Origin of the sequence: Rathayibacter sp. AY1F9 (assembly GCF_002932155.1) — a bacterium.
In the GTDB taxonomy this organism is placed as follows: Bacteria; Actinomycetota; Actinomycetes; order Actinomycetales; family Microbacteriaceae; genus Rathayibacter.
In genome coordinates this window covers 39907-66489 of sequence record NZ_PSVA01000004.1, presented here as the reverse complement: position 1 = coordinate 66489, position 26583 = coordinate 39907, and the positions used below count along the sequence as shown (strand labels likewise).

Below are 26583 nucleotides of genomic sequence, written 5' to 3'. Positions count from 1 at the left end.
ATCCGCTGCGCTCCCCCGGCTCGCGAGGGCGCCGGGAGCCTCAGTCGGGGATCCGCGAGAAGACGACCGCTCCGCCCGTGCCGTCCAGCAGCACGTCGTCGGGGGTGCCGCCGATCGTCATCGGGCCGGAGAGGAGCGCCCGGAGCCGGATGGCCTCGGGGCTCGGCGTGTCGGAGCAGCTGTCGGATCCGGTCACCTCGTCGCCGGGGACCAGCACGCCGTCGTCGATCCGGTGGGCGGCGCTGACCACGAGGCAGCCCGTGCCGACGACCAGGGTCGGCGCACCCCCGACGCTCTCGGAGCGGAGGCGGACGCGGGCGTCCTCGACCCAGGCCGTGTACGGGGTCTCCCCTTCGGCCGCGGTCAGCACCCAGCGGTCGCAGCCGAAGGGGTCCTGCGGGCTGCGGCTGTCGATGCATTCGCCGGCCTCGGAGGACGGGCCGCTGCGGAGCGCGGCGACACCGGAGGCGAGGAGCGCGGCGGCGACGACCACGAGCGCGAGGCGCAGTGCGGGGCGGACCACGTCGATCCGCCCCGCGCCGTCAGTTCGCGCCGACGGTGACGACCGGGGCTCCGGTCGAGGTGTCGTCGGCCGGCATCTCGGCGGCCAGGCGGTTGGCCTCCTCGATGAGGGTCTGGACGATCTCGGCCTCGGGGACGGTCTTGATGACCTCGCCCTTGACGAAGATCTGGCCCTTGCCGTTGCCGGAGGCGACGCCCAGGTCGGCCTCGCGGGCCTCGCCGGGTCCGTTGACGACGCAGCCCATGACGGCGACGCGCAGCGGGACGCTCATGCCCTCGAGGCCGGCGGTGACGTCGTTGGCGAGCGTGTAGACGTCGACCTGCGCGCGGCCGCAGCTGGGGCAGGAGACGATCTCGAGCTTGCGCTCGCGGAGGTTCAGCGACTGGAGGATCTGCAGGCCGACCTTGACCTCCTGCGCGGGCGGGGCCGAGAGGGACACGCGGATGGTGTCGCCGATGCCCTCGCCGAGGAGGATGCCGAAGGCGGTGGCGGACTTGATGGTCCCCTGGAATTCGGGGCCGGCCTCGGTGACGCCGAGGTGGAGGGGCCAGTCGCCGCGCTCGGCGAGCTGGCGGTAGGCCTTCACCATGACGACGGGGTCGTTGTGCTTGACCGAGATCTTGAAGTCGTGGAAGTCGTGCTCCTCGAAGAGGCTGGCCTCCCAGACGGCGCTCTCGACGAGGGCCTCGGGGGTGGGCTTGCCGTACTTCTGCAGGATGCTCGGCTCGAGCGAGCCGGCGTTGACGCCGATGCGGATCGAGACGCCGGCGGCCTTCGCGGCGGCGGCGATCTTGCCGACCTGGTCGTCGAACTTTCGGATGTTGCCGGGGTTCACGCGGACCGCGGCGCAGCCGGCGTCGATCGCGGCGTAGACGTAGTTGGGCTGGAAGTGGATGTCGGCGATGACCGGGATCTGGCTCTTCTTGGCGATGATCGGCAGCGCCTCCGCGTCGTCGCGGCTCGGCACCGCGACGCGGACGATGTCGCAGCCGGACGCGGTGAGCTCGGCGATCTGCTGGAGGGTCGCGTTGATGTTCGTCGTCGGTGTGGTGCACATCGACTGGACGCTGACCTGCGCGTCACCGCCCACGAGCACCTTGCCCACCTTGATCTGGCGGGACTTGCGGCGGGGGGCGAGGGTCATGGGGACCTTGGGAAGACCCAGATTCACTGCTGGCACGCGCCCCATCGTACGCGCGCCGCGGGACCCCTCGTCCGCTCGCCGCACCTTCCCAGCCGCCGCCCCTCCTGCGCGCCTCGGAACCCGTCCACCGCACCTGCTCTCAGCCCGAGACCGCACGACGATCCGCGGTCGCCTCGCTCCCGAGCCGAACCGCCGATCCCGTCCCAGCGATTCACCTCAGACGGTCGCAGCCCCGAGGCGAACGGGTGAATCGCATCCCAGCGTTTCGCCCCAGCCGTCCGCACCCCGCTCCACCCACGCCCCCACCCCGAGAAGCCGACCGCGCCACGCCGGGCGAGGCCCGGCGTGGAATCCAACTCAGAACAGCGTGATCGGCTTGACGATGTCGGCGTAGATGAGGAGGGCGCTCATGCCGCCGAGGACGAGGACGACGACGTAGGTGAGCGGGAGCAGGCGGGCGATGTCGACGGGGCCGGGGTCGCGGCGTCCGAAGAGCTTGGCGATCCGGCGGCGCAGGCCCTCCCAGAGGGCACCGGCGATGTGGCCGCCGTCCATGGGGAGCAGCGGCACCAGGTTGAAGACGAGGAGGGCGACGTTGAGCGAGGCGAGGACGCCGACCATCGTCTGCACCTTGGACACGACGGGGAGCTGGTCGGAGGCGGCGATCTCGCCCGCGATCCGGCCGACTCCGACGACGCTGATCGGGCCGTTGGCATCGCGCGCCTCCGAGCCGAACGCCGCCCGGGCGACGTCGATGAGGCGCTGCGGCAGGTTGAGGATCACATGGGCGACGCTGGTGATGTTCGACCAGACCGTCTCGGGCACCGCGGTGACCGGCTGCTGCGCGAGGGCCGATGTGGGCGAGATGCCGATGAAGCCGACCGTCTGCGTCTCGATCGCACCGGAGGCGTCGGTGACGGGGGCGCCGTTCGCGTCGGTCACCGCGACCTCGTTCTCGGCGGGGGTGATCGTGAGGGTCAGCGGGGCGCCGTCGCGCTGGACGGACACGCTGAGCGGGACGCCCGCGGAGCGCTGGATGATCGGGGTCAGGTCGTTCCAGGTGCTCACCGGAGTGCCGTCGATCGCCGTGATCGTGTCGCCCGGCAGCAGGCCGGCCGCGGCTCCGGGTGCCAGCGGGTCGTCGGCGGTGCAGGTCGCGGTCGCGCGCTGCGACTCCGGGACCACGCACTGCGAGACCGCGGCGAGGGTGCTGGTGCTCTGCGGGATCCCGATGCCGCAGAGGAGGACGGTGAAGAGGACCGTGGCGATCACGAGGTTCATGAAGGGGCCGCCGGCCATGACGATCACGCGCTTCCACACGGGGAGCCGGTAGAACGCGCGGTGGTCCTCGCCGTCGCCGATCGTCTCGGCGCTGGCGGCGCGGGCCTCGTCGATCATCGTGGCGTAGGCGCCGCGCCGGGGCTCCTCGAGCTGGGCCTCGGAGGACGCCAGGCCGTTGAAGAAACCGGTGCTCGACTCCGTGGGCCGGTCCCCCGGGTGCTTCGGCGGGTACATGCCGATCATGGCGATGTAGCCGCCGAGCGGGATCGCCTTGACGCCGTACTCCGTCTCGCCTCGGCGCCGGGAGAAGAGGGTCGGCCCGAACCCGATCATGTACTGCGTGACCTTGACCCCGAACAGCTTGGCGGGGAGGAGGTGCCCGACCTCGTGCAGGGCGATGGAGAGGGCGACGCCGACGGCGATGATGACGACGCCGAGGACGAAGAGCAGCACGGATTCCACCGACACACTGTAGGCCGGGCCCGCCCGTCCACGCTGGGGTGCGCCTGCACGGATCCGATGAACTCCGCGGCCGAGCGGATCAGCGGCGCGACGTCCGCCGACACGGATCCGCGGAGAAGGAGCCCGTTCGGATGACCCCTGGTCAGACTCCGGCGATCCGCTCGTCCGCCGTGCGGCGCGCCCACTCCTCCGCCGCGGCCAGCGACTCGCGGGTCAGCGTGCCGTCGACGCTGTGCGCGTCGACCACCGCCTCCACCGTCTCGAGGATGTCGAGGTAGCCGATCCGCCCCGCGTGGAACGCCTGCACGGCCTGCTCGTTCGCCGCGTTGAACACGGCCGGGTAGGAGGCGCCCGCCTCCCCGACGCGCTTTGCGAGCCGGACCGAGGGGAACGCCTCCTCGTCCAGCGGCTCGAACGTCCAGGAGTGGGAGCGGGTCCAGTCGAGCGGGACGCCGACCCCGGCGACGCGGTGCGGCCAGTCGAGGCCGAGCGAGATCGGGAGCCGCATGTCCGGCGGCGAGGCCTGGGCGATCGTCGAGCCGTCGACGTACTCGACCATCGAGTGGATCACCGACTGCGGGTGCACGGTGACGTCGATCCGGTTGTAGGGGACGTCGAAGAGCAGGTGCGCCTCGATCACCTCGAGCCCCTTGTTGACCAGGGTGGAGGAGTTGGTCGTGACGACCAGGCCCATGTCCCAGGTCGGATGTGCGAGCGCCTGCGCCGGGGTGACGTCGCGGAGGGAGGCGCGGTCGCGTCCCCGGAACGGCCCGCCGGACGCGGTCAGCACGAGGCGGCGGACCTCGCGGTGCTCGCCCGCGAGGAGGGCCTGGGCGATCGCGGAGTGCTCGGAGTCGACCGGCACGATCTGGCCGGGACCGGCGAGCGAGGTGACGAGCTCGCCGCCGACGATCAGCGACTCCTTGTTGGCGAGGGCGAGCGTCCTGCCCTCCTCGAGCGCCGCGAGCGTCGGGCCGAGCCCCACCGAGCCGGTGATCCCGTTCAGCACGACGTCCGCATCGACCGAGCGGATCAGCTGCTCGGCCTCCTCCGCACCGAACGCCGTGTGCTCGACGCCGAACGCGGACGCCTGCTCGGCGACCGCCGCCCGGTTCGAGCCGGCGGCGAGGCCGACGACCTCGAACCGCTCGCGGTTCGCGCCGATGACGTCGAGAGCCTGCGTGCCGATGGACCCGGTCGAGCCGAGGATGATGACCCTGCGCATCCGCCCATCCTGGCACGGAGCACCCAGCGCCTCCCGGTCAGCTGATGGCGAGGATGTCGACCACGAAGACGAGGGTGTCGGTCCCGCTGATCCCCGCGTTCTGGTTGCCCTGGTCGCCGTAGCCCTTCGACGGCGGGATGGTGACGAGCACCTGCGAGCCGACGGTCTGGCCGACCACGGCCTCCTTGAAGCCCTCGATCACGTCGCCGGTGCCGAAGGCGGCGGGAGCGGGCTTCCCCCAGCTCTGGTCGAACACCTCGCCGGTGCCCCAGACCACGCCCTGGTACTGCACGATCAGCTGGTCGCCGTCGGCCACGGTCGCGCCGCTCCCCTTCTTGAGGACGGCGAGCTGCAGGTCGGCGGGCGGGTCGGTCGAGGGGATGGTGACGGTGGGCGCCCCGTCCTCGGCGAGCGCCACCGTCGGCAGGCCGTCGACCGGGGGCTGCGGCTCGCCGTCGGCGGCGGTCGGCACGATCTGCTCGACGTCGATCACCATGACGATCGAGTCGGTCGCGGCGATGCCGAACTGGCTCTGCCCGGCGTCGCCGAACGCGTCGGCCGGGGGAACGACGGCGACGACGCGCGAGCCGACGGTCGCGCAGTTGACGGCCTTCACGAGACCGGCGAGGTACTGGTCGGTGTCGACCTCGAAGGCCGCGCGGCCACCGGACGCGTAGCTGCTCGCCGAGAACTCGGCACCGCTCGTCCCGTTGTAGAGCGTGTAGTCGACCAGCACGGTGTCGCCCTCGGCGACCTCCTCGCCGGTGCCCTCGATCGCGACGGAGCGCTCGGTGGCGTCCACGCTGACCGGGCTGGGGAACACGGTGACCGGCTTGGTGGCGAAGTCGCCGCTGGTCTGCACTGCGGCGGTCGCCTCGCCCTCGGTCGCGCAGCCGAGCGGGGTGGCGGAGGCGGACGGCGCTGCATCCGGCTCCCCGGGGGTGCAGGCCGCCAGGCTCAGGGAGGCGCCGAGGACGGCGAGGATCGCGAGGGTTCTGCGCACAGGGGCACCTTTCGTGACCGGCGGCGGCCGGTGGACGTTCGGGGATCGCCTCCATCCTGCACGGCGCGCCTCGCAACGCGCTGGGTGCGGGTCCTCGAACGGTCCCAGGCCTACCATCGGGGCATGCGTGAATTCTCGGTCCCCCAGTCCCGAGAGCTCGTCACCGAGCTCCCCGGCCCGCGCTCCGTCGCCCTCCAGGAGCGCCGCGTCGCCAGCGTCTCCCGCGGCGCCGGGACGCTCGCGAACATCTACATGGACCACGCGTCGGGCGCGGTCCTGGTCGACGTCGACGGCAACCGCCTGATCGACCTCGGCTGCGGCATCGGAGTGACCACCATCGGCCACGCGCACCCCGCGGTCGCCGCGGCGGCCGCCGCGCAGGCCGAGAAGCTGACGCACACCCTCTTCACCGTCACTCCGTACGAGAACTACGTCCGGGTCGCCGAGAAGCTCGCCGAGATCACCCCCGGGGACTTCGAGAAGCACTCGATCCTGGTCAACTCCGGCGCGGAGGCGGTCGAGAACGCCGTCAAGATCGCGCGGAAGTTCACCGGCCGCCGCGCCATCGCGACGCTCGACCACGCCTTCCACGGCCGCACCAACCTCACGATGGCGATGACCTACCGCCCCTGGCCGGAGCGCGCGGGCATGGGCCCCTTCCCGGGCGAGATCTACAGCCTCCCGATCAGCTACCCGTTCCGCGACCCCGAGGGCATGACGGGCGAGGAGGCGGCCGAGCGCACCATCGACTACATCACCACCCACATCGGCGCGCAGGAGCTGGCCGCGCTCTTCGTCGAGCCGATCCAGGGCGACGGCGGCATCATCATCCCGGCGCCGGGCTACTTCCGCCGCCTGTCCGAGTTCTGCACCGAGAACGGCATCGTCTTCGTCGCGGACGAGATCCAGGCCGGCATCGCCCGCACCGGCACCTGGTACTCCATCGAGCACCACGGCGTGGTCCCGGACCTCATCACGACGGCCAAGGGCATCGCCGGCGGCTTCCCGCTCGCCGCCGTCACCGGCCGCGCCGAGATCATGGACGCCGTGCAGCCCGGCGGCATCGGCGGCACGTTCGGCGGCAACCCCGTCTCCACCGCCGCGGCGCTCGCGACGTTCGAGGCGATCGAGTCCGAGGGCCTGCTGGAGGAGGCGCAGCGGGTCGAGCGCCTGCTGCAGGCGCGGATCGGCGACTGGGCCGAGCGCTTCGCGGTCGTGGGCGAGGTCCGCGGCAAGGGCGCGATGTGGGGCGTCGAGCTCGTCCACCCGGGCACGAAGAAGCAGTACCCGGAGGCGCTCACCGCGATCCTGAAGCACGCCACCACGAACGGCGTGATCGTCCTCGACGCGGGCAGCTGGGACAGCGTGCTGCGGATCATGCCGAGCGTGGTCATCAGCGAGGAGCTCATCGACGACGCCGCGACGGTCATCGAGGAGGCGCTCGCCCAGTTCGGCTGATCCGCCGCATGACCGGAGCGGCATGGACGCCCCGGTAGCTTCGTCGGAATGCGGATCGACGACGACCACGAGAGGCCGACTCCCCCGGGGATCGGCCTCTCCGCGCGTCTGGCGCGCCTGTCCATCGGCGGCGTCGGCCGGCTGGTCTACCGGCCGATCGTGGAGGGGCGCGACAACGTCCCGGCCGAGGGACGCGTGATCCTGGCGGCCAACCACCTCTCGTTCATCGACTCCCCGGTGCTGACGCTGCTCGCCCCGCGGCCGGTGCAGTTCCTGGCCAAGTCGGACTACTTCACGGGGACCGGCGTGCGGGGCGCCCTCTCTCGCGCCTTCTTCACGAGCGTCGGAGCCGTCGCGGTCGAGCGCGGCGCCGGCCAGGCCGCTCAGGAGGCGCTGGACCTCGGCCGGGCGATCCTCGAGCGGGACGAGGCGTTCGCCGTCTACCCCGAGGGCACCCGCTCCCGCGACGGGCGCCTCTACAAGGGCCGCACCGGAGTGGCATGGCTCGCCCTCACCACGGGCGCGCCGGTGGTCCCCGTCGGCATGATCGGCACGCAGGAGCTCCAGCCGGTGGGCACGAGGGTGCCGCGCCTGCACCGGATCACGGTCCGCTTCGGGGCTCCGCTGGACCTCTCGCGGCACGGCTCCGCCGACTCCGGCCGCGCCCGACGCCACGCCACCGACGAGGTGATGGCGGCCGTCCACGCGCTCTCCGGGCAGGAGCTCGCCGGTGCGTACAACGAGTCGCCGCCGACGACCACGGTCGAGCGCATCCGCCGGGCGCTCCCGCACGAGCGCCGCTGAGCCTCAGCGCGCGGACGCCTCCGGCTCGTGGGCGACGGGGAAGTTCACCGAGTTGGCGATGAAGCAGAGCCGGGAGGCCTCGGCGTGCAGCGTCTGGGCGATCGCCACCATCGACTCCTCGGCGACAGTGACGCGGGGCCGGAGGGTCACCGAGGTGAAGCGGCCGCTCTCCCCCTCCTGCAGCATCGAGCCCACCGCGTCGTCCGTGTAGCCGGTGACGACGACTCCGTTCTTGACCGCCACGTGCAGGTAGGAGAGGAGGTGGCACTGCGCGAGCGCCGCGAGGAGCAGCTGCTCCGGGTTCCAGCGGTCGGCGTCGCCCCGGAAGGGCGTGTCGGCCGAGGCGAGGATGGGCGCCGGGCCCTCCGCCGTGACGGTCAGCTGGCGCCCGTACTCGCGATAGCCGCTCGTGCCGGTGCCCCGGTCGCCCTCCCAGACGACGGACACCGCGTACTCGTGCTCGGACTTCATCGGGCTCCTCCTCGACGGCGGTGGATCAGGCCGGTCGCGCCGGTCTGGACCTCTGGACGCGGAACCCCCGCGGGTAGACTCCGAGGACCATGACAGACACGCTCGCCCCCCAGGTTCCCACGTCCGCAGTCCCCCAGGAGCGGCGCGTCGCGACCGAGATCCCCGGGCCGCGATCCCGGGCCCTGCACGAGCGCCGCCTCGCCGTCGTGCCCACCGGCGTCGGCACCGCGCTCCCCGTCTACATCGACCGCGCGCACGGCGCGATCCTGGTCGACGTCGACGGCAACAGCTTCATCGACCTCGGCGCCGGCATCGGCGTCACGACGATCGGGCACACCGACGACTCCGTCGTCGCGGCCGCCGCGGAGCAGCTCGCGCGCCTCACGCACACCCTCTTCACCGTCACTCCGTACGAGCCCTACATCCGCGTCGCGGAGCTGCTGGCCCAGCACACCCCCGGCGACTTCGCCAAGAAGACCGTCCTGGTCAACTCCGGTGCCGAGGCGGTCGAGAACGCCGTCAAGATCGCGCGCAAGCACACCGGCCGCCCGGGCGTCGCGGTGCTCGACCACGCGTACCACGGCCGCACGAACCTCACGATGGCCATGAACTTCAAGGCGCTGCCCTACGGCCTGGGCTTCGGCCCCTTCGCCAGCGACGTCCACCGCGCCCCGAGCTCGTACCCGTACCACGACGGCCTGTCGGGAGCCGAGGCCGCCCAGCGCGCGATCTCGTACCTCGAGAAGACCGTCGGCGCCTCCGCCCTGGCCTGCCTCGTCGCCGAGCCCATCCAGGGCGAGGGCGGCTTCATGGTCCCCGCCGACGGCTTCCTCCCGGCACTGCAGGAGTGGTGCACGGCCAACGGCATCGTCTTCGTCGCCGACGAGATCCAGTCGGGCATGGCCCGCACCGGCGCCTGGTTCGCCAGCGAGCACCTCGGCCTCGTCCCCGACCTCGTCCTCTCGGCCAAGGGCATCGCCGGCGGCCTGCCGCTCGCGGGTGTGACGGGCCGCGCCGAGATCATGGACTCGGCGCAGGCCGGCGGACTGGGCGGCACCTTCGGCGGGAACCCCGTCGCCGCCGCCGCCGCCGTCGCGGTCTTCGAGCGCATCGAGCGCGAGGGCCTCCTCGCCGAGGCCGACCGGATCGGCGCCCGCCTGGGCGCGGCGCTGCGAGGCCTGCAGGAGCGCTACGACATCATCGGCGACGTCCGCGGCATCGGCGCGATGATGGCGATGGAGCTCGTGCAGCCCGGCACCGCCGGCACCACGAAGGAGCCGAACGCCGTCGCGGTCCAGGCGATCATCGACTACGCCGCCCAGCACGGGGTCCTCGTGCTGAGCGCCGGCACCTACGGCAATGTGGTCCGCTTCCTGCCGAGCCTCGCCCTCACCGACGAGCTGCTCGACGACGCCGTGTCGGTCATCGCCGACGCGTTCGCCACCCTCTAGGCGCGATCCTCCGAAGGCCACCGCGGGCGCCGAGGCGCTCCCCGGTGGCCTTCGGCGTCTCCGGGAGCGCGGGACCGGGCGGCGCATCGGGCAGGATGGGGGGATGCCAGCAGGAACCTTCACCGTCGCCGAGTCCGTCGAGCTGGCCGTCGTCGAGCGATCCGGGTTCGTCGAGTCGCGCCACGCCGGCTCCGCCGTCCTCCTCGACTCCGAGGGCCGCGTCGCCCGCAGCCTCGGCACCCCGACGGCTCCCGTCTTCCCCCGCTCCTGCCTCAAGCCGTTCCAGGCCCTCGCGGTGATGACCGCCGGAGTCGAGCTGAACGGCGCGGAGGCGGTCATCGCCACCGCGAGCCACGCCGGCATCCCCCAGCACGTGGCGCTGGTGCAGAACCTGCTCTTCCGCGCCGGCCTGGACCACACCGCCCTGCAGTGCCCGGCCGACTGGCCCGGCGACTCCGGGACCCGCGCTCAGCTGCTGCGGGCGGGCGCGACTCCGGACCCGCTCTACATGAACTGCTCGGGCAAGCACGCGGCGATGCTGCTGGCCTGCGTGCAGAACGGCTGGAGCACCGAGGACTACCTCGAGCGGACGCACCCGCTGCAGCAGCACATCGTCGACACGATCGAGCGCCTCACCGGCGAGCGCGTCGTGGCCTCGGGGATCGACGGCTGCGGAGCTCCCGTGCACGCCCTTCCTCTGACCGCGCTGGCGAAGGGCGTCTCGCGGATCGTGTCCTCCTCCCCCGCCTCACCGTTCGGCCTCTACCGCCAGGCCGGCGTCCTCACGGCCGCGATCCTCGAGAACGCGTGGGCGATCGACGGCCCGGGCCGGGACAACACCGTCGTGATCGAGCGCCTGGGCCTGGTCGCCAAGCTCGGCGCCGAGGGCGTGCTCGTGATGGCCTCGCCCGACGGCACCACCGTCGCCCTGAAGATCCTCGACGGGAGCCTCCGCGCCGCGACCGTGGTCGCACTGAAGCTCCTGGTCGAGGCGGACGCGGTGGACCGGACCGCGGCGAACGACGTGCTGGTGCGGCTGAACCCGGTCGTGTCGGGCGGCGGGCGCCCGGTCGGCGCGATCCGCGCCTCCTACGTCTGACCGCACGTCCCGGCACGCCCTGAGCTACTGCTCGCGCGCGAGGCGCTTCGCCCGGGCCGCCGCGGAGACCTGCGTGATCACCACCACGAGGATCGCGAGGACGAACACCGCCGATGCGATGACGTTCGCCTCCGCCGGGATGCCGCGCGCCGCCGCGATGTAGATGTACTTCGGGAACGTGGTGACCGATCCGGAGTTGAAGTTCGTGATGATGAAGTCGTCGAAGCTCAGCGCGAACGAGAGCAGCGCCGCGGCGAGGATGCCGGGCAGCAGCAGCGGGAAGGTGATCCGCCAGAAGACCTGGTTCGGCGACGCGTAGAGGTCGCGTCCCGCCTCCTCCAGCTTCGGGTCCAGGCTCGCCACCCGCGCCTTCACGGTGACCACGACGAAGCTGATGCAGAACATCGTGTGCGCCAGCACGATCGTGACCAGCCCCTTCTCGGCGCCCACGCTGAGGAACTGCGCGGCGAGGCCGGCTCCGAGCACCACCTCCGGAGTCGCCATGGGGAGGAACAGCAGCAGGCTGATCGCCGACCGGAACCGGAAGCGGAACCGCACGAGCGCGATGGCGATCATGGTGCCGAGCGCAGTGGCCAGCACGGTGGCGATCACACCGACCAGCAGGCTGTTCCCGAAGGCGGTCATCACCTCCTCGCTGGTCCAGGCCGACACCCACTTGTCGAGGGTGAACCCGCGCCAGGCGAGGTTGCTCTTCCCCGAGTCGTTGAAGGAGAAGACGAAGGTGTACCCGATAGGGATGAGCAGGAAGAGCAGCGCCAGCGCCGTGTAGACGCCGAGCCCGAGGCCCCGGAAGCGGCGGCGGCCCCGGATCGGGGCGGGGGGCGGCGCGCCGAGCGCCTCCTGGGCGCTCGCGAGCGGACGGTCGGCCGTCGCGGTCACAGGAGGTCCTCCGTTCCACTGCGCTTCACGTAGAAGCCGACGATGACCAGGATCACGGCCATCAGCACGATCGAGAGCGCGGCGGCCGCCGGGTAGTTCTCGAGCGTGAGGAAGTTCGCCTCGATCGCGTTGCCCACCATCGAGGTCTGCGACGAGCCGAGGAAGTCCCGGCTCGCGTTGATGTAGTCGCCCGCCGCGGGGATGAACGTCAGCAGCGTGCCCGAGACGATGCCCGGCATCGACAGGGGGACGGTCACGCTCCAGAACACGGAGGCGGGGTGCGCGTAGAGATCCGACCCGGCCTCCAGGAAGCGCACGTCGAGGCGCTCGAGCGTCGTGTACAGCGGCAGCGTCATGAACGGGATGAAGTTGTAGGTGATGCCGAAGATCACGGCGAGCGGCGTCCCCGTGAGGTGGCCGTCGCTCGGCAGGACCGCCACGGCCTTGAGCGCCTGCACGAGCGGGCTCTCGTCCGCGAGGATCTGCTTCCACGCCAGCGTCCGGAGCAGGAAGCTGATGAAGAAGGGCGCGATCACCAGCGTGAGGAGCAGGTTCTGCAGCAGCGGCCAGGGCCGCGCCTTCACTCCGATGAAGTAGGCCAGCGGGTAGCTGATCACCAGCGCGAGCACCGTCGCGATCAGCGCGTAGCCGAAGGAGCGGAGCACGTGCGGCCAGTAGTCGCCCATCACCACGAGGTAGTTCTGCCAGGCGAACCCGGGGGCGTACTCGCCGATGTCCCCGTCCGGCACCTCGGCCTGGAACGAGGTGAGCACGAGCGAGATCAGCGGTGCCAGGAAGAACAGCAGCATGTAGGCGATGCCCGGCAGCAGCAGGACCAGCGCGATCGTCGACCGCCGGCGGACCGGAGCGTCCTGAGGATCCGCCTGCCCCGTGGCGAAGGCGGCGAAGGCCATGCCTACGCTCCCCCGCTGCGACCGGCCAGGAGCCCCCGGCGCTGCACGGCGATGGCGCTGGTGGAGTCGTCCGCCTCGAAGCGCGGGACCGAGCCCGGTTCGTCCGCGAGTCCGAAGCCGTGCTCGGTGCTGAAGCCGACCCACACCTCCGCTCCCTCGCCGACGACCGGCCCGAAGACCATGTTCTGCGCGAAGACGACCACCGGGCCCAGGCCCGGCATCCGGATCGTGTACTGGGTGCTGACCCCGCTGAAGGAGACGTCGACCACGCGACCGGGCCCGAGCACGTTCCGGCCGGAGTCCGCCGGCGGCTCCTGCGTCAGCAGCAGGAGCTTCTCGGGGCGGACGCCGACCGTGATCTCCCCGCTCGTGCGGGCGCAGCGGGCGACGGGCACGACGATCCGGTGCCCGCCCGCGTCGACGGTGAGTGCGCGGTCGGTGCTGCCGACCACCTCGCCCGTGAAGAGGTTGGACTGGCCGAGGAAGTTCGCGACGAACGCGGTGCGCGGGAGCTCGTAGAGCTCCTCCGGCGCGCCCATCTGCTCGATCCTGCCCTTGTTCATCACCGCGACGGTGTCGGCCATCGTCATGGCCTCCTCCTGGTCGTGCGTGACGTGGAGGAAGGTGAGGCCCACCTCCTCCTGGATGGACTTGAGCTCCAGCTGCATCTGCCGGCGGAGCTTGAGATCGAGGGCGCCGAGCGGCTCGTCGAGCAGGAGCAGGGCGGGCCGGTTGACGAGGGCGCGCGCGAGGGCGACCCGCTGCTGCTGACCACCGGAGAGCTGCGCGGGGCGGCGCTGGGCGAGGTGGTCGAGCTCGACCAGACGGAGCGCCTCGTGCGCCTTGCCGACGGGGTCGGCGATCCTCCGCCGCTTCAGGCCGAAGGCGACGTTCTCGAGGATCGACATGTGCGGGAACAGCGCGTACGACTGGAACACGGTGTTGACGGGCCGCTGGTACGTCTTCGTCTCGGTGACGTCCCGCCCGCCGATGAGGATCCGGCCGGCGGAGGGCTCCTCGAGCCCGGCGACCAGGCGCAGCGTCGTCGTCTTGCCGCAGCCCGAGGGGCCCAGCAGGGCGAAGAAGGAGCCCGCCGGGATGGTGAGGTCCAGGGAGTCGATGGCCGTGAAGCCCGGGTACTGCTTGCTGATCCCGACCAGCTGGAGGTCGGCGCCGCTCTCGGCGAAGGTCCCGATCGCCATCAGATGCCCAGGAGCACCTTCTGGAACTCGGCCTGGTACTCCTTCTCCTCCGCGGCGGTCAGGGTCCGGAACACGTGCGCCTGCGCGAGCGTGTCCTCGTCGGGGAAGATCAGCTGGTTCTCGGCCAGCTCCGGATCGATGCTCTCCATGACGTCCTTCGCTCCATCCACGGGGGTGATGTAGTTGACCCAGGCGGCCACCTCGGCGGCGACCTCGGGCTCGTAGTAGTAGTTCATCAGGGCCTCGGCGTTGGCCTTGCGCTCGGAGCCCATCGGGACCACGAAGGTGTCGTTCCAGAGCGCGCCGCCCGAGTCGGGGAAGGCGAACTCCCACTTGTCGCCGGCCTCGGCGTTGATCAGGGTGATGTCGCCGGACCAGCAGATCGCCGCGAGGGTGTCCTCGTTCTGCAGGTCGTTGAGGTACGCGTTCCCCTTGATGTTGCGGATCTGTCCGGCGTCGACCTGCTCGCGGAAGACGTCGATCGCGTTCATGTACTCATCGTCGCCCCAGGAGCCGGCGATGTCCGTCCCCTGAGCGAGCATGATGAGCCCGATCGTGTCGCGCATCTCGCTCAGCACGCCGACGCGGCCGCGGAGCGACGGATCCCACAGATCTTCGATGCTCGAGAGGCCCTTCGGCAGCTTCTCCCTGTTCCAGCAGATGCCCGAGAACCCCGCCTGGTACGGGAGGGAGAGCCGGCGGCCCGGATCGAAGTCGGGGTTCGCCAGCGAGGGGGTGAGGTTGGCGATGTTCGGGATGTTCGCGTGGTCGAGCTCCTGCACGTAGCCGCGGCGGACCAGGCGCGAGACCATCCACTCCGTCAGGCAGACCGTGTCGGCGCCGATGTACTGCCCGAGCGCGAGCTGATCCTTCACCTTGCCGTAGTACGAGTTGTTGTCGTCGACGGCGACGTTGTAGGTCACCGCGATGCCCGTCTGCTCCTCGAAGCCCTGGAGCGTGGGGTGGTTCCCGTCGTCGTCCTCGTCCATGTAGGCGGGCCAGTTGTCCCACACCAGGCGCGGGTCGCCGGCCGATCCGTCGGCGGCGGCGGTCGGAGCGGCACGGGTCTGCGGGGCGCAGGCGGCCAGGGCGAGGGCACCCGCTCCGAGGCCGATCCCGCCGAGGACCGCCCGACGCGAGAGGACCGCCCGGCGCTCGCGCTCGTGCGAGCGTGCCGCGGCGACGGCCCGGCGGAGGACGGGATCCCTCGGGAGGGGACGGGTCATGGCGGGGGCTCCTGACTGCGTCGGGGCTCGTGCCTCGAGGGCCGAACGTGGGGAAATACTGGCACAGCGCTCATCCGCCTGTCACGGCGAACGGAGGAGAACGCTCATCCGGAAACATGATCGTCACGAATTCCGCACCCGGAGGCCGTGTCGACCGCCGATTCGGTCCCCGGAGGCCGTGCCGTCAGCGGGTGAGGGGCGGGCGTCCCGAGCCGCCGGCGGACCCGTCGACGCGCTCGACCGCCATCTCGACCGAGGAGAGCAGGATCCGGCTGCCGAGCTTCGCGCGGTAGCGGCGGCCGGCCTCGAGCGGGAGCGGCGCCTGGGTAGGCGCGACCAGCACGGACCCGTTGGCCGACCAGCGGTCCCTGACCCAGAGCCCGCCCTCGTCGAAGCCGAACTCGAGGTGGGTCTTGGAGAGGGATCGCGACGGATCCGGGATCGCGAGGATGTGCCGGAACGTCTCGTTGGGGTCCGGGAGCGGCTGGCGTCCGATCAGGCCGTTGCCGGTCACGATCGCGTGCTGCCCGGTCGCGAAGCTGAGGCGCACGAGCCCCTGCGAGGGCGGCGCCATCGGTGCGCCGGGGGCGGGACGCCGGTGCCGGCCGGGGGCCAGGCCCGGCAGCCAGGCACGGCGGGACGGGTCGAGGACCGTCGTGTCGCCGGAGGACGAGGGGCGGGACGCACCCGTCGTGGCATGCGCCGCCACCGACGAACCGCACTCGCCGCAGAGGATCGCCCCGGGAGCGAGGTTGGAGCCACACGTGCTGCAGATCACCGAGAACGCCCTTCCGCTCACCATCGTACCCAGCGCCGGCGCGGGGAGCCCCGAGCCGGCCGAACCCGACGCGAACCGGCAGGCGCCGGACCGTCGTACGGCCGTTCGGCGCGTGCGGGCGGTCCGGCGGCACCACGACCGCGGCCGCCCCGTGCCGGGGCGCTGCTCGTCAGACCGGTGCGCCGGCCTCCTCGTCGCCGGTGACCGCGAGGACGTCGACGACGATCACGGTGACGTTGTCGCGCCCGCCGTTGTCCAGCGCGGCGTCGACCAGGGCGTCGGCCGCCTCCTGAGCGGAGCCGGTGCCGCTGAGCAGGTGGCCGACGCCGGCATCGGTCAGCTCCTTCGTGAGTCCGTCCGAGCAGATCAGCAGACGCGATCCGGCGAGGACGGGCACGAGCCGGTAGTCGGGGACGGGCGCCTCGTGGAAGCCGACCGCGCGGGTGATCACGTTGCTGTGCGGATGCACGTCGGCCTCGTCGCGGGAGATCAGGCCCGCGTCGACCAGCTCCTGGACGATGGAGTGGTCCACGGTGAGCTGCACGAGGGTCCCGGCGACGCTCAGGTACACGCGCGAGTCGCCGATGTTGAAGACGGACCAGTAGGGCTCTCCTCCGACCACCGTGAGCGCGATCCCGGTGACCGTGGTCCCGGTGCCGACGTCGGCCGTGTGCGACTGCCGGGCGATGTCCCCGACCGCCTCCCGAAGCGCCCGGTCGATCTCCTCCGCTCCGACGGTCGCGCCGAGCGCCGCGGTGGACAGGCGCGACACGACCGCGTCGCTGGCGACCTCTCCTGCCGCGTGCCCGCCCATCCCGTCGGCGACAGCGAAGAGCGGGCTCTTAGCGAGGTAGCTGTCCTCGTTCGCGCTGCGCACGTGGCCGGTCTCGGTGCGCGCGGCCCAGCCGAGGGTGACTTCGGCCGAGGGTGCGTCGGAGCTCCAGGCGGAGACGGGGACGGTGACGGACGCGCGGCTGCGGCCGATCTGCGTCATCGCTGCTCCTCGCATCCCCGTGGCCCGCGGCCGTCCGGTCCGACGGCCCGTGACCGCCGGCGCCAGGGGTGCCCGGCCGCCTCCCGATGGTAGTCGCTGACGGCCCTCCGCCGAGCCGGCCGCCATCGCTGTCGCCCGATGTCCGTCGCGCAGACGGGTCGACGCTCCGACCACCGGATCCGATGCCGGATCGAGCTCCGACGTGCGGATCCACTTGCCCGGGCATCCGTGGACTGCCAGAATCGCCGCATGGCCCCGTCTCGCCCGCCCTCTCAGCGTCCTGTCCAGCTCGACGAGGTGTCGAAGGCGATCATCGAGCAGCTGCAGGCCGACGGTCGGCGCTCGTACGCCGAGATCGGCAAGGCCGTGGGCCTGAGCGAGGCGGCCGTCCGGCAGCGGGTGCAGAAGCTCACCGAGTCGGGCGTCATGCAGATCGTCGCGGTGACGGATCCGATGCAGCTCGGCTTCTACCGCCAGGCGATGATCGGTGTACGCGTCACCGGCGACACCCGCGACGTCGCGGACCGGCTCGCCTCCATCCCCGCCGTCGACTACGTCGTGCTGACGGCCGGCTCCTTCGACATCCTCGCCGAGGTCGTGTGCGAGAACGACGACGATCTGATCGCCCTGCTCAACCAGGAGATCCGGTCGCTTCCCGGCGTGCTCTCGACCGAGACCTTCGTCTATCTGAAGCTCCACAAGCAGTTCTACAACTGGGGAACGCGGTAAAAGATGACCACCGAGACAGCCTTCTCGACCTCCGGCCTCGAGTCGGGCGATCCCGTCCGCGGGACCGACGCGCCTGGGGGGACCGACGACGCCTCCCTGCAGAAGAAGGCGAAGGACCACCTCTGGATGCACTTCACCCGTCAGTCGACGATGGACTCGGGCGCGGGCGTGCCGATCATCACGCGCGGCGAGGGACACCACATCTGGGACAGCACCGGGCGCAAGTACTTCGACGGCCTGTCCGGCCTCTTCGTCGTCAATGCGGGACACGGGCGGCGCCGACTGGCGGAGGCCGCGGCGAAGCAGGCGTCCGAGCTCTCCTTCTTCCCGCTCTGGTCCTACGCGACCCCCTCGGCGATCGAGCTGGCCGACCGGCTCGCCGACCACGCGCCGGGCGACCTGAACCGGGTCTTCTTCTCGACCGGCGGCGGCGAGGCGGTGGAGACGGCGTTCAAGCTCGCCAAGCACTACTGGAAGCTGCAGGGCAAGCCGGGCAAGCACAAGGTCGTCTCGCGCTCGGTCGCGTATCACGGCACTCCCCAGGGAGCGCTCGCGATCACGGGCATCCCCGGGATGAAGTCGATGTTCGAACCGCTGGTGCCGGGCGGCTTCCGTGTCCCCAACACCAACTTCTACCGGGCTCCCGAGCACGGCGACGACCTGGAGGCGTTCGGCCTGTGGGCGGCGAACCGCATCGAGGAGATGATCGAGTTCGAGGGGCCGGACACGGTGGCCGCCGTGTTCCTGGAACCCGTGCAGAACTCGGGCGGCTGCTTCCCGCCCCCTCCCGGGTACTTCCAGAGGGTCCGCGAGATCTGCGACAAGCACGACGTGCTGCTGGTGTCCGATGAGGTGATCTGCGCGTTCGGCCGTATCGGGCACATGTTCGCCTGCGACGAGTACGGCTACGTGCCGGACATGATCACCTGCGCGAAGGGGATGACCAGCGGCTACTCCCCCATCGGCGCGACGATCGTCAGCGATCGGATCTACGAGCCCTTCCGCCACGGTCAGGTCGTCTTCCCGCACGGCTACACCTTCGGCGGCCACCCCGTCTCGGCCGCGGTCGCGCTCGAGAACCTCGACATTTTCGAGGAGGAGGGCCTGAACGAGCGCGTGCGAGAGAACTCGCCCGTCTTCCGGTCCACGCTCGAGAAGCTGCTCGACCTGCCGATCGTCGGCGACGTCCGGGGCGACGGCTACTTCTTCGGCATCGAGCTGGTGAAGGACAAGGCGACGAAGGAGACGTTCGACGAGGACGAGTCGGAGCGGCTGCTGCGCGGATTCCTCTCGAAGGGGCTCTTCGACGCGGGGCTGTACTGCCGGGCGGACGACCGAGGCGATCCCGTCGTGCAGCTCGCACCGCCGCTCACCATCGGCCCGCGCGAGTTCGACGAGATCGAGCAGATCCTCCGGAGCGTTCTCACCGAGGCCTGGTCGCGGCTCTAGCGACCTCACGCGGCGCGCTCCCGCCGATCGGCGGCGAGTGCGGCCGCGACCCGGCGCGCACCTGCGTGGTGCGGATCGAGAGCGACGGCCTCGTCGGCGAGCCGTCCGGCCTCGTCGGCACGGCCCTCACCGGCCAGGATCCGCGCGAGGAGGACGAGCACTCCGGCTCGCTCGCTCGCGGGTGCGACGACGGCGGCACGGCGGAGCAGCGGGGCGAGCGCTCCCGCCGCGCCGGGGTCACCGCTCCGCGCCGACCGCAGCACGCGGTCCGCACCGCGGCTGCGCTGCACGGCCACGACGAGCGCAGCCAGGCCCGCAGGCCGGACCTCGGGATCGGGACCGGTGAGAGCTCGCCGGACGAGGTCGTCGACGCCGTGCAACAGCACGTCGGGCAGTTCGGCCCGCGGGTGGCGGTCGAGGAGACGGTCGACCGCGGCGGCCACCGCTCGCGGGTCGTCCCGGTCGCCGGCCTCGAGCCCGTCGTCGCGGCCGGACGACGGGAGCACGGCGACGCGGAGGGCGAGGCCGGGGAGCCGGCGCGCACGCTCCTCGAGGGCGGCGACGAGTCCCTCGCACGACTCCGGACCCGCCTCGCCGGGATGCACCAGCGCGAGTGCTCGCTGCACCCGCCCGAACCGGCCGAGCGCACCGAGGCTGGCCCGCGCGATCAGGGACGGATCCGCCCCCGACAGCTCGAAGCGGAGCGAGCCGCTCGGCGCGCCGGCCCGGAACGGGACGAGCACGAGGCTCGCCTCGGCCGCACCCCGCCGGGACCCGTGAGCGGCGTGGAACAGGGCGGCGTCGTCGGGTGAGGCCGGGACACGCGAAGCGGGAGCGGGGTGGAGGAAGATCGCTGAGGAGGTCATGCTGCGATCCTGCCGACCCTCGCACCCGCCGGGAGCGACGGCCCTCGGGATCATCGGAAGGATCTCGAGATCGCCGCCTGTGGAGGGAGAGGTCCCATCGACACCGAATCGCCGGCGCACGGATGGCGCCCTCCGGCCCCCAGGAATCCCTCCACAGGGACCGATCGGCCGAGTTCTGCACCGGTGTCCGATTCCCGCCGGTCGGTGGGGAGTCTCGCGGATACTCTCGACGCATGAGAACGACTCCCCTTCACGTCCGACGGACGACGAGCCCCCTCGGCCGCATCGAAGTGGGCAGCGACGGCGATGCGATCGTCTCGCTCGCCATCGAGCAGGCCGGTCTGCTCCCGCACGAGCACCTCCCGGAGTCGGACCTCCCGGTGCTCCTGCGGGCCGTCGAGCAGCTGGACGAGTACTTCGACGGGACCCGCCGCTCTTTCGATCTGCCGGTCGCTCTGCGCGGCACGCCCTTCCAGCTCGAGATCTGGCAGCGGCTCCAGGCTCTGGGCTTCGGGGAGATCACCTCCTACGGCGCACTGGGCACGGCCGCCGGTCGCCCCCGGGCGGGCCGGCCGATCGGCGGAGCGGTAGGTGCGAACCCGGTGCCGATCATCGTGGGCTGCCACCGCGTCCTCGCGAGCGACGGACGGATCACCGGCTTCAGCGCGGGCGAGGGCGTCGCCACGAAAGCCTGGCTTCTCGATCACGAGGGGATCCCCCACCGATGAGCACGGCCGACGGACTCGTCGAGGGAGAGGACGGCCTGGTCCGCTGCGCCTGGAGCGGCGCGGATCCGGAGTACCGCCGCTACCACGACGAGGAATGGGGCACCCCGCTGCACGGAGATCGCCCGCTGTTCGAGAAGATCTCCCTCGAGGCGTTCCAGTCCGGCCTCTCCTGGATCACGATCCTCCGCAAGCGGCCGAGGTTCCGCGAGGCCTTCGACGGCTTCGATCCGGCCCGCGTCGCCCGGTACGACGACACCGATGTCGAGCGGCTGATGGAGGACAGCGGCATCATCCGGAACCGCGCGAAGATCATCGCCACCCGGGACAACGCCCGGGCCGTGCTCGCGCTCCTGGAGCAGAGAGGCGAGGGCGCGCTCGACCAGCTCGTGTGGTCCTTCCACGATCCGGACGTCGAGGACCGGGTGGTCCGAGCCGCCGACGTCCCTGCGACGACGCCCGGGTCGACGGCGCTCGCGCGAGCGCTGAAGGCCGCTGGGCTCCGCTTCGTCGGACCGACCACCGCGTACGCGCTGATGCAGTCGGCCGGAGTCGTCGACGACCACCTCACCGGCTGCTGGCGCCGACGCTGACGCCTACGACTCCGGCACGACGAGGTCGAGCTCTCCCGTGTGCCGGTTCTCGGCGAGCAGGAACCCGCGCCCGGCCGCCCACGCCGAGAGCTCGCCGAGCGACTCCGTCGCCACCCGGTCCTCCGCCAGCGCCCTGACGAAGCGTCCCTTGCCCTGCTTGTTGAAGTGGTTCAGCGACCGGAGGACGCCGTCGGCCCCGCGCGAGCGGACGCGGACGAAGAACCGCCCCTCGCCCGCAGGGACCGGTCCGAGCGCCGCGTACGCCTCACTCCGCAGATCGAGGACGAGCCCGTCGAGCGCGCTCAGCACCCGCCCGGCCTCCGCCGCCCACCACCGCTTGAGCGGTCTGCCCGGCACACGGGAGTCGTGGGACAGACGGTATGCAGGGATCAGGTCGAGGGCGCGGATCGGCCCCCAGAGCGCGGACTGCACGATCGCCGTCCGACCGAGCACCTCCCGTGCACCGGAATCGAGGCTGCGCGCGTCGAGCGCATCGAACAGCACCCCGTCGAAGCGGTCGACCGCGGGGAGACCTGCCGCGGTCGCGAGCCCCGCGTTGCGATCGATCTCGCCGAACTGACGCGGACCGAGCTTCAGCGCCCTGGCAGAGAGCTCGGGGTCCCCGGCCAGCGCGATCAGCGCCTCCGCCAGCTCGCGCCGCTTCGCGTGGAGCTCGGGGAAGGCGAGCGACTCGAGCACGAACGGCTCGTCGCCGCCGTCGCGCTTCGTCTCGGACGGTGGCAGCAGGACGTGCACAGGACTCCTTCGGAGAAGAGGGACGGGCGGCACGACGAAGGGGCCGGACGATCGCGATGATCGTCCGGCCCCTCCGAGCCGCGGTGAGCGGCGGTGTACTAGACCAGCGATGCCTGACGGGCGACCACGGTCGCCACGTCGTTCTCGACGGACAGGAAGCCGTCGTCGGCCTGCGCGGTGAGACGCGTGCCGTCCAGGGCCGTGACGCGCACCTCGCCGGTGGCGAGGGTCGCGAGCATCGGCTCGTGGCCGGCGAGGATGCCGATCTCGCCCTCGACCGTGCGAGCCGTGAGCTGCTTCGCCTCTCCGGACCACACCTCGGCGTTCGCGGACACGACGCTGACCTTCAGGGTCCCGGCCATGATCAGCCGTTCTCCTTCTGGATCTGGGTCCACTTCTCCTCGACGTCCGAGATCGAGCCGACGTTGAAGAACGCCTGCTCGGCCACGTGGTCGAACTCGCCCTTGGTGATCGCGTCGAACGACTCGATCGTGTCCTTCAGCGGGACGGTCGATCCCTCGACACCGGTGAACTTCTTCGCCATGTAGGTGTTCTGCGAGAGGAACTGCTGGATCCGGCGCGCACGCGACACCGTGATCTTGTCCTCCTCCGACAGCTCGTCGACACCGAGGATCGCGATGATCTCCTGCAGCTCCTTGTTCTTCTGCAGGATCTGCTTCACGTTCGTCGCCACGCGGTAGTGGTCGGCGCCCAGGTAGCGGGGGTCGAGGATGCGCGAGGTGGACGTGAGCGGGTCGACGGCCGGGTAGAGGCCCTTCGACGCGATCTCACGGGAGAGCTCGGTGGTCGCGTCGAGGTGGGCGAAGGTGGTCGCCGGCGCCGGGTCCGTGTAGTCGTCGGCGGGGACGTAGATCGCCTGCAGCGAGGTGATCGAGTGTCCGCGCGTCGAGGTGATGCGCTCCTGGAGCACACCCATCTCGTCGGCGAGGTTCGGCTGGTAGCCCACCGCGGAGGGCATGCGGCCCAGGAGGGTCGACACCTCCGAGCCGGCCTGCGTGAAGCGGAAGATGTTGTCGATGAAGAGCAGCACGTCCTGCTTCTGCACATCGCGGAAGTACTCCGCCATGGTCAGTGCCGACAGGGCGACGCGCAGACGCGTTCCCGGCGGCTCGTCCATCTGGCCGAAGACGAGCGCGGTCTTGTCGAAGACGCCCGCCTCCTCCATCTCGGCGATGAGGTCGTTGCCCTCACGGGTGCGCTCGCCGACGCCGGCGAACACGGACACTCCACCGTGGTCCTGCGCGACGCGCTGGATCATCTCCTGGATGAGGACGGTCTTGCCGACGCCCGCGCCGCCGAACAGGCCGATCTTGCCGCCCTGCACGTACGGAGTGAGCAGGTCGATGACCTTGATGCCGGTCTCGAACAGCTCGGTCTTGGACTCGAGCTGATCGAACTGCGGGGGCTTGCGGTGGATGGGCCAGCGCTCGGTGATCTCGAACGACTCGCCGTTGATCTTCCCGTCGGCGTCGGCGTTGAGCACCTCGCCGATCACGTTGAAGACCTTGCCCTTGGTCACGTCGCCGACCGGGACCGAGATCGGCAGGCCGGTGTCGTGGACCTCCTGGCCGCGGACGAGTCCGTCGGTGGGGTTCAGGGAGATGGCCCGGACGAGGTCGTCGCCCAGGTGCTGCGCGACCTCGAAGGTCAGCTTGCTCGAGACGCCCTCGACCTCGACGTGCGTGTAGAGCGCGTTGTAGACCTCGGGGATCGCGTCGTGGGGGAACTCGATGTCAACGACGGGGCCGGTGACGCGGGCGATGCGGCCGATGGCCCCGCCCGACGTCCCGGTCGCCGCCTCAGGTGCGGTCAGTGTCATTGCTACTTCCTTCTGTGGTCTCACCGCTCCCGGAGGGCGGAGTCGAAACTGTGTGGAGCGGAGCCCTCTTACTTGGAGGAGGACAGGGCGTCGGCGCCGCCGACGATCTCGGCGATCTGCTGCGTGATCTCGGTCTGGCGGGCGTTGTTGGCGAGACGCGTGTAGGTCTTGATCAGCGTGTCCGCGTTGTCGCTCGCCGACTTCATGGCCTTCTGGCGTGCCGCGTGCTCCGAGGCCGCCGACTGCAGCATCGCGTTGAAGATGCGGCTCTCGACGTACACGGGTAGGAGGCGGTCGAGGACCGTCTCGGGGTCGGGCTCGAACTCGTAGAGCGGGTACAGCTCGCTGTTCTGCTCCTCGGCGCCCTCGACGACCTCGAGCGGCAGCAGCCGGACGACGGTCGGCTGCTGGGTGACCATGCTGACGAAGCGGTTGTAGACGAGGTGGATCTCGTCCACGCCGCCCTCCTCGTCATCGAGGTTGTACGACTCGACGACCGCGTCCGCGATCTCCTTCGCCGTCTCGAACACGGGCTGGTCGGTGCCGCCCGTCCAGACGCGGACGCTGGCCCGCTTCCGGAACGAGAAGTACGCGTTCGCCTTGCGGCCGACCAGGTAGAAGACGACCTCCTTGCCCTCGCTGCGCAGCAGCGCGGCCAGCTCCTCGGCCTCCTTGAGCACGCTCGAGGAGAACGCGCCGGCGAGGCCGCGGTCGGAGGTGAAGATCACGATCGCGGCCGTGTCCAGCTTCTCGCGCTCGGTCGTGAGCGGGTGCTCCACGTTCGAGTAGGTCGCGACAGCGGACACGGCGCGCGTGATCGCGTTCGAGTACGGCGCCGCGGCAGCGACGCGGTTCTGCGCCTTCTGGATGCGCGAGGCCGAGATCAGCTCCATGGCCCGAGTGATCTTCTTGGTCGTCTGGGCCGAGCGGATCTTCGACCGGTAGACCCGGAGTTGCGCTCCCATGTGTCTCCTGTTGTCCTAAAAGTGGCGAATCGACGGGGTGCCGCTGGTCAGCGACGGCCCTTGACGATCTTCTCCTGGCCGACCTCGTCGGCCGCGATGGCCTGGTGCTCCTCGCGCCCGACCGAGGCGAGCGGCTTGCCCTCACCGGTCTGGAACTCCAGCTTGAAGCCGTCGACGGCACGGTTGAGCTCGGCGACGGTGTCGTCGGAGAGCACGTTGGTGTCGCGGAGGGTGTTCAGCACCTGGGTGTTGCGGCCCAGGTAGTCCAGGAGCTCGCGCTCGAAGCGCAGCACGTCGGGGACCGGGACCTCGTCGAGCTTGCCGTTCGTTCCGGCCCAGATCGAGACGACCTGCTCCTCGACGGGGTACGGCGAGTACTGCGGCTGCTTGAGCAGCTCGGTCAGGCGGGCGCCGCGGGCGAGCTGACGGCGCGAGGCGGCGTCGAGGTCGGAGGCGAACATCGCGAAGGCCTCGAGCGAGCGGTACTGCGCCAGCTCGAGCTTCAGCGTGCCGGAGACCTTCTTGATCGACTTGACCTGCGCGTCGCCGCCGACCCGCGAGACCGAGATGCCCACGTCGACCGCGGGACGCTGGTTGGCGTTGAAGAGGTCGGACTGGAGGAAGATCTGGCCGTCGGTGATCGAGATCACGTTGGTCGGGATGTAGGCCGAGACGTCGTTGGCCTTGGTCTCGATGATCGGGAGACCGGTCATCGAGCCGGCGCCGAGCTCGTCGGACAGCTTCGCGCAGCGCTCCAGCAGACGGGAGTGCAGGTAGAAGACGTCACCCGGGTACGCCTCGCGTCCCGGCGGGCGGCGCAGGAGGAGCGACACGGCGCGGTAGGCCTCGGCCTGCTTCGACAGGTCGTCGAAGATGATCAGGACGTGCTTGCCGCCGTACATCCAGTGCTGGCCGATGGCCGAGCCGGTGTAGGGGGCGAGGTACTTGAAGCCGGCGGGGTCGGAGGCCGGGGACGCGACGATGGTCGTGTACTCCATCGCTCCGGCGTCCTCGAGCGCGCCCTTCACCGAGGCGATGGTCGAGCCCTTCTGGCCGATCGCGACGTAGATGCAGCGGACCTGCTTGTTCGTGTCGCCCGACTCCCAGTTGGCCTTCTGGTTGATGATCGTGTCGATCGCGATGGCCGTCTTGCCGGTCTGGCGGTCCCCGATGATGAGCTGGCGCTGGCCGCGGCCGACCGGGATCATCGCGTCGATGGCCTTGATGCCGGTCTGCAGCGGCTCGTGGACCGACTTGCGCGACATGACGCCGGGAGCCTGGAGCTCGAGGGCGCGGCGGCCCTCGGAGGCGATCTCGCCGAGTCCGTCGATCGGGTTGCCGAGCGGGTCGACGACGCGCCCGAGGTAGCCGTCGCCGACGGGGACCGAGAGGACCTCGCCGGTGCGGGTGACCTCCATGCCCTCCTCGATGCCGGAGAACTCGCCGAGGACGACGACGCCGATCTCGTTCTCGTCGAGGTTCTGGGCCAGGCCCAGGACGCCGTTGGAGAAGCGGATGAGCTCGTTGGCCATGACGCCGGGGAGGCCCTCGACGTGGGCGATGCCGTCGGCGGCGTCGATGACGTAGCCGACCTCGGTGGTGGAGGCCTTGCCCGGCTCGTACGACGAGACGAAGTCCTTCAGCGCGTCGCGGATCTCATCCGGGCTGATGGTGATATCTGCCATGGGAATTCCTATTCGTTGGGTCCGTGCGAGCCGAAGAGGT

The 26583-nt window shown here is 71.0% G+C and carries 26 protein-coding genes; 8 read left to right on the top strand and 18 right to left on the bottom strand.

All coding sequences use genetic code 11. The features are described 5' to 3' along the window. Nucleotides 1-40: 40 nt before the first annotated feature. The 5 genes from C5C37_RS04385 to C5C37_RS04365 all read right to left on the bottom strand — a co-directional run bounded on the left by C5C37_RS04385 (nucleotide 41) and on the right by C5C37_RS04365 (nucleotide 5638). The gene (locus C5C37_RS04385) at nucleotides 41-523 is read right to left on the bottom strand and encodes a hypothetical protein (RefSeq protein WP_104338527.1); all 483 of its coding nucleotides are present in this window, start codon (nucleotides 521-523) and stop codon (nucleotides 41-43) included. 19 nt (nucleotides 524-542) lie between these two features. Further along, nucleotides 543-1703: a flavodoxin-dependent (E)-4-hydroxy-3-methylbut-2-enyl-diphosphate synthase gene (ispG, locus tag C5C37_RS04380; RefSeq protein WP_173244694.1), complete on the bottom strand. Its 1161-nt coding sequence runs from the start codon at nucleotides 1701-1703 to the stop codon at nucleotides 543-545. A 321-nt stretch (nucleotides 1704-2024) separates the two neighbouring features. Then, nucleotides 2025-3410, bottom strand: a complete 1386-nt coding sequence (locus tag C5C37_RS04375; protein WP_258060345.1) for an RIP metalloprotease — start codon at nucleotides 3408-3410, stop codon at nucleotides 2025-2027. 142 nt (nucleotides 3411-3552) lie between these two features. Beyond that, nucleotides 3553-4635 (bottom strand): 1-deoxy-D-xylulose-5-phosphate reductoisomerase, encoded by a 1083-nt coding sequence (locus C5C37_RS04370; RefSeq protein ID WP_104260216.1) that lies wholly within the window; start codon nucleotides 4633-4635, stop codon nucleotides 3553-3555. Nucleotides 4636-4672: 37 nt separating this feature from the next. After that, a complete protein-coding gene (locus C5C37_RS04365; protein WP_159939270.1) occupies nucleotides 4673-5638 on the bottom strand; it encodes an FKBP-type peptidyl-prolyl cis-trans isomerase in 966 nt (321 codons plus the stop codon). 123 nt (nucleotides 5639-5761) lie between these two features. Between C5C37_RS04365 and C5C37_RS04360 the strand changes: the two genes are divergently transcribed. After that, nucleotides 5762-7096, top strand: coding sequence for an aminotransferase class III-fold pyridoxal phosphate-dependent enzyme (locus tag C5C37_RS04360; RefSeq protein WP_104223043.1), 1335 nt, complete (start codon nucleotides 5762-5764; stop codon nucleotides 7094-7096). Nucleotides 7097-7144: 48 nt separating this feature from the next. After that, complete coding sequence (locus C5C37_RS04355; protein ID WP_104223042.1) at nucleotides 7145-7900, top strand: 1-acyl-sn-glycerol-3-phosphate acyltransferase; 756 nt, start codon at nucleotides 7145-7147, stop codon at nucleotides 7898-7900. 3 nt (nucleotides 7901-7903) lie between these two features. On the opposite strand, the gene C5C37_RS04350 is transcribed toward C5C37_RS04355, so the two are convergent. Beyond that, a complete protein-coding gene (locus tag C5C37_RS04350; RefSeq protein ID WP_104223041.1) occupies nucleotides 7904-8371 on the bottom strand; it encodes an OsmC family protein in 468 nt (155 codons plus the stop codon). Between the two features lie 89 nt (nucleotides 8372-8460). Between C5C37_RS04350 and gabT the strand changes: the two genes are divergently transcribed. Together gabT and C5C37_RS04340 are read left to right on the top strand one after the other, a co-directional pair. Then, nucleotides 8461-9822 carry a 4-aminobutyrate--2-oxoglutarate transaminase gene (gabT, locus tag C5C37_RS04345; RefSeq protein WP_104223040.1) on the top strand — a complete coding sequence of 454 codons (1362 nt, stop codon included), beginning with the start codon at nucleotides 8461-8463 and terminating at the stop codon, nucleotides 9820-9822. Nucleotides 9823-9925: 103 nt separating this feature from the next. After that, complete coding sequence (locus tag C5C37_RS04340; RefSeq protein ID WP_104223039.1) at nucleotides 9926-10921, top strand: asparaginase; 996 nt, start codon at nucleotides 9926-9928, stop codon at nucleotides 10919-10921. A 24-nt stretch (nucleotides 10922-10945) separates the two neighbouring features. Here the strand turns inward: C5C37_RS04340 and C5C37_RS04335 are convergent, their stop codons facing one another. The 6 genes from C5C37_RS04335 to C5C37_RS04310 all read right to left on the bottom strand — a co-directional run bounded on the left by C5C37_RS04335 (nucleotide 10946) and on the right by C5C37_RS04310 (nucleotide 16935). Further along, on the bottom strand, nucleotides 10946-11752 hold the full coding sequence (locus C5C37_RS04335) for an ABC transporter permease (protein WP_181027101.1): 807 nt from the start codon (nucleotides 11750-11752) through the stop codon (nucleotides 10946-10948). A gap of 65 nt (nucleotides 11753-11817) precedes the next feature. Beyond that, the gene (locus tag C5C37_RS04330) at nucleotides 11818-12735 is read right to left on the bottom strand and encodes an ABC transporter permease (RefSeq protein WP_104246578.1); all 918 of its coding nucleotides are present in this window, start codon (nucleotides 12733-12735) and stop codon (nucleotides 11818-11820) included. A 2-nt stretch (nucleotides 12736-12737) separates the two neighbouring features. Next, a complete protein-coding gene (locus C5C37_RS04325; RefSeq protein ID WP_104223036.1) occupies nucleotides 12738-13937 on the bottom strand; it encodes an ABC transporter ATP-binding protein in 1200 nt (399 codons plus the stop codon). After that, nucleotides 13937-15163, bottom strand: coding sequence for a PotD/PotF family extracellular solute-binding protein (locus tag C5C37_RS04320; RefSeq protein ID WP_104223035.1), 1227 nt, complete (start codon nucleotides 15161-15163; stop codon nucleotides 13937-13939). The genes C5C37_RS04325 and C5C37_RS04320 overlap by 1 nt, the downstream gene beginning before the upstream one ends. A gap of 184 nt (nucleotides 15164-15347) precedes the next feature. Further along, nucleotides 15348-15872, bottom strand: a complete 525-nt coding sequence (locus C5C37_RS04315) for a hypothetical protein (RefSeq protein WP_104223034.1) — start codon at nucleotides 15870-15872, stop codon at nucleotides 15348-15350. Nucleotides 15873-16110: 238 nt separating this feature from the next. Further along, complete coding sequence (locus C5C37_RS04310; RefSeq protein ID WP_104225583.1) at nucleotides 16111-16935, bottom strand: PP2C family serine/threonine-protein phosphatase; 825 nt, start codon at nucleotides 16933-16935, stop codon at nucleotides 16111-16113. Nucleotides 16936-17184: 249 nt separating this feature from the next. On the opposite strand from C5C37_RS04310, the gene C5C37_RS04305 reads away from it, so the two are divergent. Together C5C37_RS04305 and C5C37_RS04300 are read left to right on the top strand one after the other, a co-directional pair. Continuing rightward, nucleotides 17185-17664, top strand: a complete 480-nt coding sequence (locus C5C37_RS04305; protein WP_104223032.1) for an Lrp/AsnC family transcriptional regulator — start codon at nucleotides 17185-17187, stop codon at nucleotides 17662-17664. 3 nt (nucleotides 17665-17667) lie between these two features. Next, on the top strand, nucleotides 17668-19113 hold the full coding sequence (locus tag C5C37_RS04300) for an aspartate aminotransferase family protein (RefSeq protein WP_104262499.1): 1446 nt from the start codon (nucleotides 17668-17670) through the stop codon (nucleotides 19111-19113). Nucleotides 19114-19118: 5 nt separating this feature from the next. Here the strand turns inward: C5C37_RS04300 and C5C37_RS04295 are convergent, their stop codons facing one another. Then, entirely contained in the window at nucleotides 19119-19979 is an 861-nt protein-coding gene (locus tag C5C37_RS04295) for a hypothetical protein (RefSeq protein ID WP_104333012.1), read from the bottom strand. Nucleotides 19980-20212: 233 nt separating this feature from the next. Between C5C37_RS04295 and C5C37_RS04290 the strand changes: the two genes are divergently transcribed. Beyond that, nucleotides 20213-20707, top strand: coding sequence for a methylated-DNA--[protein]-cysteine S-methyltransferase (locus C5C37_RS04290; RefSeq protein WP_104223029.1), 495 nt, complete (start codon nucleotides 20213-20215; stop codon nucleotides 20705-20707). After that, entirely contained in the window at nucleotides 20704-21297 is a 594-nt protein-coding gene (locus C5C37_RS04285; RefSeq protein WP_104333011.1) for a DNA-3-methyladenine glycosylase I, read from the top strand. The genes C5C37_RS04290 and C5C37_RS04285 overlap by 4 nt, the downstream gene beginning before the upstream one ends. Before the next feature lie 3 nt (nucleotides 21298-21300). Here C5C37_RS04285 and C5C37_RS04280 read toward each other — a convergent pair whose 3' ends face one another. From C5C37_RS04280 to atpA, 5 genes are all read right to left on the bottom strand, one after another. Beyond that, complete coding sequence (locus tag C5C37_RS04280) at nucleotides 21301-22053, bottom strand: YaaA family protein (RefSeq protein ID WP_104223027.1); 753 nt, start codon at nucleotides 22051-22053, stop codon at nucleotides 21301-21303. A 98-nt stretch (nucleotides 22054-22151) separates the two neighbouring features. Next, on the bottom strand, nucleotides 22152-22415 hold the full coding sequence (locus C5C37_RS04275; protein WP_104338526.1) for a F0F1 ATP synthase subunit epsilon: 264 nt from the start codon (nucleotides 22413-22415) through the stop codon (nucleotides 22152-22154). A gap of 2 nt (nucleotides 22416-22417) precedes the next feature. Beyond that, entirely contained in the window at nucleotides 22418-23893 is a 1476-nt protein-coding gene (gene atpD, locus C5C37_RS04270; protein ID WP_104223025.1) for a F0F1 ATP synthase subunit beta, read from the bottom strand. 68 nt (nucleotides 23894-23961) lie between these two features. Next, nucleotides 23962-24858 carry a F0F1 ATP synthase subunit gamma gene (locus C5C37_RS04265; protein ID WP_104223024.1) on the bottom strand — a complete coding sequence of 299 codons (897 nt, stop codon included), beginning with the start codon at nucleotides 24856-24858 and terminating at the stop codon, nucleotides 23962-23964. A 47-nt stretch (nucleotides 24859-24905) separates the two neighbouring features. Then, nucleotides 24906-26543 carry a F0F1 ATP synthase subunit alpha gene (gene atpA, locus C5C37_RS04260; protein WP_104223023.1) on the bottom strand — a complete coding sequence of 546 codons (1638 nt, stop codon included), beginning with the start codon at nucleotides 26541-26543 and terminating at the stop codon, nucleotides 24906-24908. Nucleotides 26544-26583 lie beyond the last annotated feature (40 nt).